At 63.6% G+C, this 12,422-nt stretch carries 10 protein-coding genes; 8 read left to right on the top strand and 2 right to left on the bottom strand.

All coding sequences use genetic code 11. The features are described from left to right. Nucleotides 1–73: 73 nt before the first annotated feature. Complete coding sequence (locus tag ACTXGA_RS22790; RefSeq protein WP_443397019.1) at nucleotides 74–997, top strand: LysR family transcriptional regulator; 924 nt, start codon at nucleotides 74–76, stop codon at nucleotides 995–997. A gap of 47 nt (nucleotides 998–1,044) precedes the next feature. Here ACTXGA_RS22790 and ACTXGA_RS22785 read toward each other — a convergent pair whose 3' ends face one another. Continuing rightward, on the bottom strand, nucleotides 1,045–2,199 hold the full coding sequence (locus tag ACTXGA_RS22785) for an acetate/propionate family kinase (RefSeq protein ID WP_443397018.1): 1,155 nt from the start codon (nucleotides 2,197–2,199) through the stop codon (nucleotides 1,045–1,047). Beyond that, a complete protein-coding gene (locus ACTXGA_RS22780; RefSeq protein ID WP_443397017.1) occupies nucleotides 2,196–3,587 on the bottom strand; it encodes a bifunctional enoyl-CoA hydratase/phosphate acetyltransferase in 1,392 nt (463 codons plus the stop codon). Before ACTXGA_RS22780 ends, ACTXGA_RS22785 begins: the two co-directional genes overlap by 4 nt. Nucleotides 3,588–3,871: 284 nt before the next feature. Between ACTXGA_RS22780 and ACTXGA_RS22775 the strand changes: the two genes are divergently transcribed. The 7 genes from ACTXGA_RS22775 to ACTXGA_RS22745 all read left to right on the top strand — a co-directional run bounded on the left by ACTXGA_RS22775 (nucleotide 3,872) and on the right by ACTXGA_RS22745 (nucleotide 12,009). Further along, nucleotides 3,872–4,705, top strand: a complete 834-nt coding sequence (locus ACTXGA_RS22775) for a TolB family protein (protein ID WP_443397016.1) — start codon at nucleotides 3,872–3,874, stop codon at nucleotides 4,703–4,705. Nucleotides 4,706–4,932: 227 nt separating this feature from the next. Further along, the gene (locus ACTXGA_RS22770) at nucleotides 4,933–5,829 is read left to right on the top strand and encodes an OmpA family protein (protein WP_443397015.1); all 897 of its coding nucleotides are present in this window, start codon (nucleotides 4,933–4,935) and stop codon (nucleotides 5,827–5,829) included. A gap of 111 nt (nucleotides 5,830–5,940) precedes the next feature. Continuing rightward, on the top strand, nucleotides 5,941–6,921 hold the full coding sequence (locus ACTXGA_RS22765) for a hypothetical protein (protein ID WP_443397014.1): 981 nt from the start codon (nucleotides 5,941–5,943) through the stop codon (nucleotides 6,919–6,921). A gap of 94 nt (nucleotides 6,922–7,015) precedes the next feature. Then, nucleotides 7,016–7,963: a trypsin-like serine peptidase gene (locus ACTXGA_RS22760; RefSeq protein ID WP_443397013.1), complete on the top strand. Its 948-nt coding sequence runs from the start codon at nucleotides 7,016–7,018 to the stop codon at nucleotides 7,961–7,963. A gap of 38 nt (nucleotides 7,964–8,001) precedes the next feature. After that, complete coding sequence (locus ACTXGA_RS22755; RefSeq protein WP_443397012.1) at nucleotides 8,002–8,691, top strand: OmpA family protein; 690 nt, start codon at nucleotides 8,002–8,004, stop codon at nucleotides 8,689–8,691. A 33-nt stretch (nucleotides 8,692–8,724) separates the two neighbouring features. Next, entirely contained in the window at nucleotides 8,725–10,536 is a 1,812-nt protein-coding gene (locus ACTXGA_RS22750; protein WP_443397011.1) for a caspase family protein, read from the top strand. After that, nucleotides 10,537–12,009 carry a hypothetical protein gene (locus ACTXGA_RS22745; protein ID WP_443397010.1) on the top strand — a complete coding sequence of 491 codons (1,473 nt, stop codon included), beginning with the start codon at nucleotides 10,537–10,539 and terminating at the stop codon, nucleotides 12,007–12,009. It abuts the gene before it with no gap. Nucleotides 12,010–12,422: the final 413 nt, after the last annotated feature.

Raw genomic sequence — 12,422 nt, 5'->3', positions numbered from 1 at the left:
GTCCTCGTTTGTCAGGTCTTTAGCAGCCGGGATTTGATTTGACCAATTCAGGCTTTTCAGAGATTGATGCGATATGCGTATCAATTTCGATTTCACCGATCTCGAAAGCTTTGTGGCCGTCATGGAGGCGGGGTCCTTCCACAAGGCAGCGGAACGACTGAACATGTCCCAGCCATCGGTCACCCGGCGTATCCGCAAGCTGGAAGAGGCGCTGGGCTCGGTGCTGTTCGAACGCACGACACGCTCTGTCCGGCCGACACTGGCGGCGAAGCGGCTGAAAATCAGTGCCGAGGCGATTCTCGAAGACGCACAGGAAGCCACGCGCGCCCTGCGCGACGAAAGCCAGGCCCACGCCTATCAACGGGCCCGCACCATCACGATTGCCACGATCCCGACGCTGGTACGCCCGGTGATTATTCCGGCGCTGCGCCGGTTCCGCGAACTGGGACAGGAGGCGCGCATTCGCCTGATGGACCTTGCCGCCAATGAGGTGGCCGAGGCGGTGGCCGAAGGTGAGGCCGATCTTGGGATCAGTTCTGTGCACCTGCAGGACCCGGCCATCCTGTTCGAGGGGCTGTTTGACGATCCAATCGTCCTCGCCCTGCCGCAGGAACACGGTCTTGCCGGGCAAGAGCGTGTCAGATGGCAGGATTTGGAGAGCGAAACCCTGATCCTGCCCGCCAGAGGTACCGGAAACCGCCTGCTGATTGACGATGCGCTTGCGCGCAGTTCGGACAGTGTGCGCTGGACCTATGAGGTCGGGCGATCCTCGACGGCGCTCGATCTGGTCGAAGACGGGATTGGGGTGGCCCCGTTGCCACGCGTGTCGCTGGCCGGGACAGCCATGCGGAGGATTGTCTGGTTGCCTGTGACAGAGCCGGAAATCCTGCGCCCGATCGGTCTGTTGACGCGCGTGGGCCAGAGACCGTCAAAGAGTGTCGCAGCCATGAAATCCGCGTTGAAGGGGTGGAAAGCACGGGCGAGGTCAGGCGAATAAACCGCCCGCCTGTGCAGCGATCTTCGGTTCGTTTTGCCGATCTGCCGTCAGCCCAATGTCCCTGTCGCCGCCCGCGCGATCACCAATTCCTCATTCGTGGGCATCACCAGAACCCGGACCCGCGACAAGTCTGCGCTGATCTCCCGCTCGTTTCCCAGATTGCGCGTCTCATCCAGTTCCACGCCAATCCAGCGCAGTTTGTCACAGACCCTCTGCCGGATCGGGGCGGCGTTCTCGCCAATTCCCCCGGTAAAGACGATGGCGTCCAGCCCCTGCAGGGCCGCAGCCAGCCCGCCAAGCTCACGCTGGATGCGGAAGCAGAAGTATTCGACGGCTTCCCGTGCGTGCCTGTCGTCCGAGGCCAGCAAGGTGCGCATGTCATTGCTGATGCCCGACATGCCCAGCAGGCCGGACCGGCGATAGAGAAGGTCGGCGATTTCATCCGCGTTCAACCCTTCTTCCTGCATCAGGTACAACACCACGCCCGGATCCAGTTGCCCGGAGCGGGTGCCCATCGGCAAGCCGTCCAGCGCCGAAAACCCCATCGACGAGGCGATCGAGCGACCGTTCAACAGCCCGCACATCGAAGCGCCGTTTCCCAGATGGGCGACGATGACGCGCCCGGAATGCAGCGTGGGCGCGATCTCTGCCAGACGACCGGCGATATAGTCGTAGCTCAATCCGTGAAAGCCGTAGCGGCGCACGCCCTTGTCATAATAGGCGCGGGGCAGGGCGAAGGTATCGTTCACAAAGGGATGCTGACGGTGAAAGGCGGTGTCGAAACAGGCGACCTGACGCGCCTGCGGAAAGGCCTGCAAGGCGGCGCGCACCCCGGCAAGGTTATGCGGCTGATGCAGGGGCGCAAAGGGGACGAACCGGGCAAGCCGCTCCATCACCTGCGGGGTCAGGATCACCGGTTCGGCGAAATCCATGCCGCCATGCACAACCCTGTGCCCGACGGCGGTGATCTCCGCATCAGGGTGACGGGTGCAGATCGCCTTTAGCACAGCGGCCAGCGCTCCCTGATGGGTTGCGGCCTGTTCGCCGGTCAGTGTCTCGGCCTCGTCGCCGATCCGCAGCGTTGCTGAGCCTCCGATGCGATCGACCTTGCCCCTCAGCAGGAGGTCCGGCTCTGCCGCTTCATTGAACAGGCCGAACTTCAGCGAGGAAGATCCGGCGTTCAGGACCAGCACATGGCTCATGCCTTTGTCCCCTGAAGGCGGGCATGATGCAGTGCAGCCACCGCACAGGAAGCCAGCCGCGACATGTCATCGTCCGCCCGACTGTTGAGAATGATCGGCACCCGCGCGCCCAGTACCAGCCCCGCACCCTCTGCGTGGCTGATGAAGGTCAATTGCTTGGCCAGCATGTTGCCCGCGTCGATATTGGGGACCACCAGCACCTCGGCCTGACCGGCGACCGGCGATGTGATCCCCTTGGTACGGGCGGCGGCTAGGTTGATTGCGTTGTCCATCGCAAGGGGGCCGTCCACCAACCCGCCGGTGATCTGCCCGCGCTCTGCCATCTTCGACAACAGCGCCGCATCGACGGATGAGGGGATATCCGGGTTCACGGTTTCCACCGCCGACAGGACGCCCACCTTGGGTTCCGCCATGCCGATGCTGATGCCTAGGTCGATGGCGTTCTGAACGATATCAACCTTGGTGCGCAGATCGGGCGCGATGTTGATCGCGGCATCCGTCACCAACAGCGGATGTGGCAGGCCCGGCACGTCCATCACAAAGACATGGGTGAACCGGCGACCGGCGCGCAGCCCGGTTTGTTTGTCCAGCGCGGCGCGCAGCAGTTGGTCGGTATGCAGGTGCCCCTTCATCAAGGCCGCCGCGCGCCCCTCTGTCACCAAGGCCACCGAGCGGCGCGCGGCGGCGTCATGGTTCGGCTCGGCGATGATTTCGATGCCGGCAAGGTCGGCGCCAAGCTCCTCGGCCGTCCGCGCGATCTTGTCCGGATCTCCGACGAGGATCGGCTCGATCAGGGTGTGTTCGCGGGCCAGGAGCGCCCCGCCTAGAGAATTGGGTTCTTCCGGGCAGATGATGGCGGTGACAAGCGCGGGCAGGGGGGCGGCCAGCCGCAACAGCTTTTCGAAATGGCGGTGGCGTTGAACGACGAGGCCGGGCAGGTCGTGGCTGGAATAGCTCAGCTTGCGTCGGGGCGCCTCGACCTCGGCCACGCCGGACAGGATCAGCGCGCCGTCGCTGACCCGTTTGACCTCGGTTGCCAATGTGACGGTGAATTCCTTTTCATTCTTGTCGGTCACGGTGACCGTGCTTTCAAGTTCATCGCCCGCATGTGCCCGGTTGTGGAAGACAAGGCTTTGCGAGCGATAGAGCGTGCCCGCCCCCGGCAACAGATTGCCCAGCACCGCCGAGATCAGCGAGCCTACGAACATGCCCGGCGCAATCGCCTCCGGCTGGCCGTCTGCGTCGCCATCGGCGTCGAAGATATGCATGGGATTGTGGTTGCCCGAGACATTGGCGAAGACAAGCAGATCGTCCTGCGTGCACAGGCGGCGCAGAGAGGCGCTGTTACCCGGCTGCAATTCGTCGAAGGTGCGGTTTTCCAGTTTCACGGCCGGTTGCCTTTCTGTAGCGCCGCGGACCTGACGGGGGCGGCTGTCGGAATGAAATGGAGGTCGTCCAAGTCATCTGTGTTTCATCAATGTGTCGGGATGCTGCGTCTTATGGGCGAAATCGGCAAGCGGGGGACGGTGCAAAAGTGCATGTCACGGTTGAAGAACTGGCACACCTGCCTGTTTCCGGTCCGAAGCGAGAGGCTTGAACGGCTACGGGTCCGGCACTTATGACTTAGCTCGTCCTGACCGGCGCGCGACGCACAGCATCAGTGGAGGTGGCCATGAGGTCCTTTGTCGAAATCCTGTCACCGGCAACCGGAAAGGTCGTCCCGGTTCTGCAAACCGACAGGCTGATCGAAGCCCCGAACTGGACGCCCGACGGGGCAGTGCTGATCGTCAATGGGGGCGGACAGCTGTTCCGCGTTCCGCTGGCCGCGCCGGTACTGGATCCCGTTCGCTGCGATGGTCTGAACCATCTGAACAACGATCACGGTGTTTCACCGGACGGCCAGAGCCTTGTGGTCTCCAACTCAAAGGGGCGCGGAACCGCCGTGATCTATAGCCTGCCGATCACAGGCGGGGTGCCGCGACAGGTCACGCAGATTGCACCAAGCTGGTGGCACGGCTGGTCGCCGGAGGGCGTGCGGCTGGCCTATACCTGTGTGCGCGACGGCGCGTTCGGGATCGCGACCTGTCCGTTGCAGGGGGGAGAAGAGCAGGTGTTGATCTCCGGTCCACATCACTACGATGGACCGGACTACGCGCCGGACGGGCAGTGGATCTGGTTTAATTCGGATCGCGGCGGATCAATGGATCTTTGGCGCATGCGTGTCGACGGCAGCGACGTTCAGCAAATGACCGAAGACGCCGAGGTCAACTGGTTTCCCCATCCGTCGCCGGACGGTCGCCACGTGCTGTACCTTGCCTATCCGCCGGGAACCGAGGGGCATCCGCGCGACCGCGACGTCAAACTCAAGCTTCTGGATCTGAAGACCCGGGAAATCCGGGTTCTGCGCGACATCTTTGGCGGTCAGGGGACGATCAATGTGCCCTGCTGGGCCCCGGATGGTGAGCGGTTCGCCTATGTCCGGTACGCCACCGCGCCCGAAGGCTGATCACGGGCATCTGCGTCTCGACGGGGCGGTGAACGCCTGCGAAGCTGCGCAGATAAGTCATGCCAAGTGAGTATTCCATTATCCGCATATAACTTGATCTAACTCAAGGCGGCGCCGTGAGGACCTGACAAACTCGGGGTATTGATTGACACCCCTTGATTACTGGTCCCGAGTTGAATGCCGTTCCCGTGAGGGGGGTGTCTCCACACTGTTGCTGGGGAGACAACATGAAAAGATCACTCAAACGCCTTTCCGTTGTGGCGGCTGTCTTGCTGGGATCCGTCTCCCCGGCAATGACGCAGACCGCCAATGAAACCCTGAAGCTGGACACCTCCCGCGCAGATCAGGTGACGGCCATCATCAAGTCCCTGGCCCCGACGGCAGAGCAGCCGGGCACGCCACCCGCGCCAGCGCCGCCGGCCGGGGGACAGCCGCCGCAGGTGATCTATCCGCTGCCGGATGTCTTTCTACCGCCAGTCGTGATCGGCAGGCCGACGACCGTGATCATCGACCGCCGTCCGATCGTGCTGAACTATCGGTACAGTCTGGATCTGACGATCTACTTTGCCTACGACAGCGCCTTTCTGACACCGCAGGCGCGGGATCAACTGGTTCTGGTCGGCATGGCATTGCAGTCGCCCGAACTGTCCAACAACCGCTATCTGATTGCCGGTCACACCGATGCTCGCGGTCCGGACGCCTATAATACGGAACTGTCCTATCAACGGGCCTGGGCGGTGAAGCGTTACCTGATGCGGCACTTCGGCATCGCGTCCTGGCGGTTAGAGGTTGTGGGTTGGGGCGAGCGGTATCCCCGTGATCCGAATGATCCCTATGCCGCCACGAACCGCCGGGTGGAAATCACCCTGATCGACACCATCCGCCCGGTGCCGCCTCAGCCGCAGCCTGCACCGACGCCCCCGCCTGTCGCGCCGCCGCAGGTCAGCAGCCTGTACAAGCCGCTGCTGCCTCCCTGTCCGGAACGTGTGCGCGGGATCGACGGCGCGGTGGTGCCCGACCTCGATGACTTTACCCCAGAGGCCTACGTGGATTGCGATCCGTCGCTGCCCGCCGCTGGCCGGGTGATCGTGCAACCCGATGGCCGGGTGATCGTGCTGCCCTGAGCCACAGCCCCAAGCCAATGCGCTGTGAGCGCACAAGACAAGACAGATGCCAACGACCGTGGGCCACACCGGCCCCGGACGACAGGAAAGACTTAACTGGAGGACCCCCGAATGAAACAGATCTTCAACGCGATGACAGCGTTTCTCACCGCACTGACACTGGTGCTGACGCTATCGCTGACAACCGCCCCGGTGCAGGCCGGTGACCAGCCCAATATCCTGCCGGTGCCAGAGGACTTTGATCTCGACACCGTGCCCGGCAATTCGCGCGTGTTCGAACGTGTGCTGCGCGTGATCATCACCGAAATGCAGAACCAGGGCTTTCGCGTTTATGACCAGACCGGCGTGATCATGGGCTTTACCAATCCCAACCGGGTACGCCGCAGCGATGCAGAGTTGATCGCCATCGCACAACGGGTGCCGAATGTGCCGATCGATGTGCTCCTGCCGATCCAGATCTACGCTTCGGCAGAGCAGAACCCCTATATTCAGGACGTCGTCGATCTGCGGATCCGGGTCACCGGCCGGATGATACACGCGCAAAGCATGCAGGCGCTGGGCAACTTCGAAGTGTCCTACGGTCCGGGCGAATTGCCGCCGCTGCCGGTCAACTGCAACCGCGACTGCGTGCTGGAACACGTTGGCGAAGAGGCCCGCCGCATCGGGGCCGATGTGGGGGCCGCGCTGGCGATCAAGCTGGATGTGCTGTCGCCCGCCCGTCCGCAGCCGCAACCGCAGCCTCCCGCAGCCGCGATGCCGGCGCAACCGGCCATGCCCGCAGCACCGGCAGTGCCCTATGCCTCACCCTGCACCGGCCTGACCACGGCCTACACTTTGGCCTTCTCCGGTTTTGCCCAGGACGAGATGACCCGAATCGAGGAATACCTTGTGGTCTTCAAGGGCTATGACCATCACCGTCCGGTCCGAGTGACCATGACCTCTGCCGACTACTGGTATGAAACCTGCAGCGATGTCGCCCGGCTGAACCGCAACCTGCGCATGATGGTCGAACAACTTGGGGTGAACGCGCAGATATCGATGGTCGGCAACCGGTTCGAGATCAACAAGATCGGTGTCATGGGCAACCGCTGATCCCAAGGGCCGAAACGGGGCGCGCCGGATCACCGGCGCCCCCGACACACCTCACATCGCAATCGCCGCTTTGTACCGACCGAAAGGATAAGGGATGTTCCGCTATCTGCGCCTTGCGCTCTCATCGGCTCTTGCCCTGTCTTTCCCGGCGGTCGCGCTTGGACAGGTGGCGATGTTCGATGCGTCGGATTATGGCAAGACGGATTTGCCGCTGCTTGAAAGCACCGGTGACGCCAGTGCCTATATCGCGGCCAACGACGGCGCATTCGAACCTATCCGCGAACTGCCCGAAGACGATCCGATCCGTCGCATCGCCTCTGCCATCGGGCGCGTCGATATTCTGCAGCGATCCCCGGACGGGTCGCGCGGGCTTGTGACCTGTAGCGGGTCGATCCTGCCCGGCGGGTGGGTTTTGACAAACCATCACTGCATTCCCGAGGGCGCGGACAGCACGCTGCTCGCCGCCTCCATCGTGACCGGCTATCTGGTGCAGGGACAGGACGCGGCGCGCTACACGCTGTCCGTTGCGCCCGAAGATTGGCACAGCATTCTGGATTTCAGCCTTGTGCGGATGCGGGAGGTGCCAACCGACATCCTGCCGCTCATGGTTTCTGACGTAGGGATCGACGCCGGCGATCCGCTGATCGTGATCCATCACCCCCTGGGCCGCCCACAGGTGATGACGCGGTTCCGGTGCTTTGCCGCCCGTGAACAGGCGGACGACGTGATCCTGCGCCACCGCTGCGATACGCAGCCCGGCAGTTCCGGGTCGATCCTGTTCGATCGGGATCTGCGTCCCGTGGCTCTGCACCACACTGGCGGCATGACCCCGAATGACGACCGCAGCTTCAACAAGAGCACGCGGCTCACCGCAATCCTGCAGCAGTCCGCCCTGCTGCGCGAAATCGTCGGGGGGGCGGTATCAGCTGACCGCGCTCCGGCGTCGCCGCCCGCCGAACAGCCTTTGTCGCCGGAACACGCTCCGGCAGCCCCAAAGGGCCTATCTGCGGGCGGCATCACCGACATCCTGCGCGGCGACTGACTGGTTGCGGGCGCGACAGAACACAAGGGAGAGGACCGATGACATTGAGATCGAGCAATCGGCTGGGAGGATTGGGGCTTGCCCTCTGGATCGGGCTGTCGGCCTTGCCTGGACAGGCGGATCAGGCGGCGGATATTCAGGCGCTGATCACCGCGCTGGCCCCGACGCCGGACCAAAAGGAATCCTCTGCCGCCGCCGAGGCGGCGGAAGTCCACGGCAAGACCATCTATCTGGTGCCAGCCTACAGCGCCGATCTGGAGGTCTTCTTTGCGCTCGACAGCTATGAACTGACATGGCAGGCGCAGCAGGATCTGGCGGCACTGGGCCATGCCTTGGTTTCGCCCGCGCTACGTCCTTACCGCTATCTGGTCGCCGGTCACACGGATGCAACCGGCGATGCGGGTCATAATCAATGGCTGTCCGAACGCCGCGCTGAAAGTGTCGTGCGCTTCCTGATCCAGAATTTCCCGATCGACCCCATGCGGCTGATCGCGGTCGGCTGGGGCGAGAGTCGGCTAAAGACACCCGGTACGCCCAATGCCGCGATCAACCGGCGCGTCGAGGTCACTCTGATGCTGCCCTACGCGCCCGAGGCATCCGCGCCCGCGCCGTCTGCCAGCGCCGTTGACCCCGAACCCGTCGAGGGGATGGACCCGGCTCCACAGCCAGAGCCTTTGCCGGGCACGCTGCAAAAGGACAAGGACGGCAACATTACCATCACGTGGTGAGCGACCGGAGAGGACCGCTGGAAAGGGGACAATATGTTGCGCAACTTGAATCGAGGTTTGATCGCCCTGTTCGCCATGTTGGTGTTCCCGTCAAACGCCATCGGTCAGGAGGGGCCTTTGGTGCTGGAAGGGCATCAGGGGGCCGTTGATGCGGCGGCGTTCAGTCCTGACGGGATGCATGTCCTGACCGGCAGCGCCGACTACTATGCAGCCCTTTGGGAGGTGTCGACGGGGCGGGAGCTGTTGCTGCTGGACGGGCATGAAAACCGCGTCAGTGGCGTGGGGTTCAGTCCTGACGGGACCCGTGCGGTCACCGCCAGCACGGATGGCACTGTCCGCCTCTGGGATCTGGCCGACGGGGCGGAACTGCTGAAGGTGTCCAGACCGGAGATGCGCTTTACCGCCATCGCCTTCAGCCCCAACGGGCGGCAGGCGGTGACGGGCGGCAACGACGGTACGGCACGGCTATGGGATTTGCGAAACGGGGCCGAGTTGCGCGCCTTCGATGGGCATGAGGCCAGCATCACCTCTCTGGCGCTCAGCACGGACGGTCGTCACCTGCTGACCGGCAGCACCGACCGCAGCGCCCGTCTTTGGAACATGGCCAGCGGTGAAGAGGTGCAGCGGTTCGACGGCCACAGCGCCCTGATCCTGTCGGTGGGCTTATCCCCGGATGGGGCGCGGGTCATCACCGGCAGTTGGGATCAGACCGCGCGCATCTGGGATACTGAAACAGGCAAGGAGGTGCTGCAGCTTCCCGGGCACGAGGCGGCGGTGCGCGCCGTGGCCTTCAGCCCGGATGGAGCGCTGGCGCTGACCGGGGAATGGGGAAATGCGGCCTATCTGTGGGATGCGGAAACCGGCGCGGAACTGCACACGTTCGAGGGGCATGAGGCCTCTGTCGACGCGGTTGTCTTCGCCCCGGACGGGCGCAGCGTCCTGACCGCGAGCTGGGACAGGACCACGCGTCTTTGGCCGCTGGATCCGGCGATGTGGTCCGACAAGCCGATGCCCGCACCGGAGGTGGCCAAACGCCCGTCGCCGCCAAAGGCTCCGCGCGTGCCGGTCGCACGGCCCGACATGTTGATCCTCGCCATAGGCAACCGCATCTACGATGAAGCGCCGCCGGTCGCGTTTGCCCACAACGATGCAGAGGCGATGGCCCGTTACTTTCGCGACATGCTGGGGGTTCCGGACGAGAACATCATTTTAGAGAAGGATCTGAACTCGATCGGCATGGCGCGGTATTTCGGTACCGAAGAAGTCCCAGAGGGGCGGCTGGCCCGGCGCGCCCGCTTTGTCGATGAGATCGTCGTCTTCTATTCGGGACACGGTGTGCCGGTCTTTCGTGAAGAGGGTTTGCCCAACGGCTATCTGTTGCCGGTCGATGTTCCTGCTGCAGAGCCCGGTTTTGGTGCCTATCCGCTGGATCTGTTGATCCAGCAGTTGGAGGCGCTGCCGGTGACACGGGTAACGCTGTTGCTGGATGCCTGCTTTTCGGGACTGTCGACGCAGGGAAGCCTTGTGCCCAACGTCTCGGGTGCTTTTGGTGTCGCCATCGCGCCGCCGGAAGAAAAGGCGAGGGTCTCGGTCCTTACGGCCACCGATTTCCGCACGCCGCAGTTCGCCCACTGGTTGGAGGACAAGGAACACGGGGCCTTTTCCTACTTTGCATTGGAGGGCATGCGAGGGGCCGCCGACAGCGACGGCGATGGGCGCGTGCTCTTATCGGAATTGCGGGATTACGTGGACGAGGCATTGGCGCGCAGAGATTTTCGCCAGACGCCCAGCCTGATGCCGGGGGGCGGTGATCCGGTGATGATGGAATACCCGGCGGATGACTGAATGATGGGGAACCGTTTCACCATATCGGCCCTTTCGCGGCGGGCGGTGCGCGCCTTGGTCGGGATGGTGCTGATCCTGGGGATGGCAGTCGCGCCGGGACAGGCCGCCGCCCAGGCAGATCAAACCCTCGGGGCCGAGCTATGCGCCGCGGCCCAGGGCGTGATCCCGGCCGGAAGCCGGATCGCGCTTGCGCCGCCGTTCGCCACGGAAAGCCCGATCCCGGTGCCAGAGGTCGAGGCCGTCATGAGCCGCGCCGCGCAGGCCATGTGTGCCGATTGGTCTGAAAAGCCGCGCATCTTAGCGGGCAGCACGGATTTGCGCACGTCCCTAGCGCTTGTGCAGGCGCGGCAGGGGGCAGAGGCATGGCGCGACACGGTCGAAGCGACCGTGCGACGTGAGGCGGACTACGTTCTCGTCGGCGAGACGGCGATCATGGGCGATAACGTCGTGTTGCGACTGACGCTGGTGGATCTCGAAGACGGGCGCGTCTTAGTGAAAACCTCAGACGTCAGTCTGGGCTCAGTCGCGCGGCGGGTGGCCGGTGATCCACGGGCCGCGATATGGGACGCGATCGAACAGTTCATCGACGGTCTCCCTGCCGCAAGGGAGGAGGTGACCGTCGGTGCTTTCGTTAATGAAACCTCCGGGGTCGAGACAGCGCTGGGCCGGGCGCTCCGCGAAATGGCGGTCGAGGCTTGGCTGGACAACGCCAATTCCATCACGGCGCTGTTGCGCGATGCGCCCCCGGCGCGCGTCCGGACAGCAGCAGGACCCGAAACCGGATTTTTCCTTGAGGGTGCGATACGCCCGGTCAATGGCAATCGTTTCCAATTGGTACTGCGCCTGTCGCAGGACGGGGCGCTGCGGGCGACCCGCACTTTGGATTTGTCTGCACTGCAATTGCCGGACAGGTTGCGGCGCCTTGTCGATCCCGGAGCCCCCGAGGCCGTTGGCCTGGATGAGATCGAACGGGCGCTTGCCGAACTGGGGGACGGCCATATGGCGGTAACGGCCCGCGGGGGATACAACGGCGTATACCCGCTGTGCCGGACGACTGACGCCGCGCGCGTGGTCGAAGACTGCGCGGACAGCCTGATCCGCGTCGATCTGTTTGCTGACAGGCCAGGCAGCTTGCTGTGCCTGTCGCTGGATGACAGCGGGCAGTTCTTCGTGATGCTGCCCAGCAGCTATGCTCCGAATACGGCGCTCCATGCCGAACGTCTTCTGACCTTGCCGGATCATCTGCCGGTCTTGCCTGACGGCAACCGAGTCTATTGGCCCGCGATGGGGCCGCCCGCCGAAACGCTGGTGGGATGCGCTCTCTATGCGGGGTCGCCGGGACCAGCACTCGGCCCATTGGCGGGTCTCGACGGCAAAATTCTGTCGGCGGAGGAAAAGACCCGCCTGATTTCGATACTACGGGACTCCGGACCGCTCGCCGGTGGGGCTGTCCGGGTGCGGATCGTGGACTGAAGCAGGCGGATTCGGGTGGGGCAGGGGGCAAATCGCGAAATCGGCGCTGCGCTGGCCGCCAGAAGGGGCGATTCCGGCCGGATTCCGGCGCTGACTCGATGCGATTCACAGCCTCTGGTAGACTGCCCTGTGAATAACCCTGTGGGAAACCTTCCGACTGGAAGCGAGTCGCCCGAAATGGGGGTCAAAATCGGAGATGTTTGCGCAAACTTAGAGAAAATAGGCCTGTCAACTATCTGATTTAGAATGGATTTTTCGACTTCTTCAAAAAAGTTGGGGTTGGGGCGAAAAAACTGCTTGCGGGTATTGGGTGATAACCTTAGAACCCCCTTCACCGGCGGCGCTGAGGCGCACAACGGGACGCCAGACGGAACGGACGGGACGCCAACGAGGGGTTCTTGATGGGAAGCGAG

This window comes from Antarctobacter jejuensis, from assembly GCF_052266595.1.
GTDB classification, from domain to species: Bacteria; Pseudomonadota; Alphaproteobacteria; order Rhodobacterales; family Rhodobacteraceae; genus Antarctobacter; species Antarctobacter jejuensis.
Note: the sequence above shows the minus strand (reverse complement) of the source record. Positions and strands in the feature narration are given on the sequence as shown.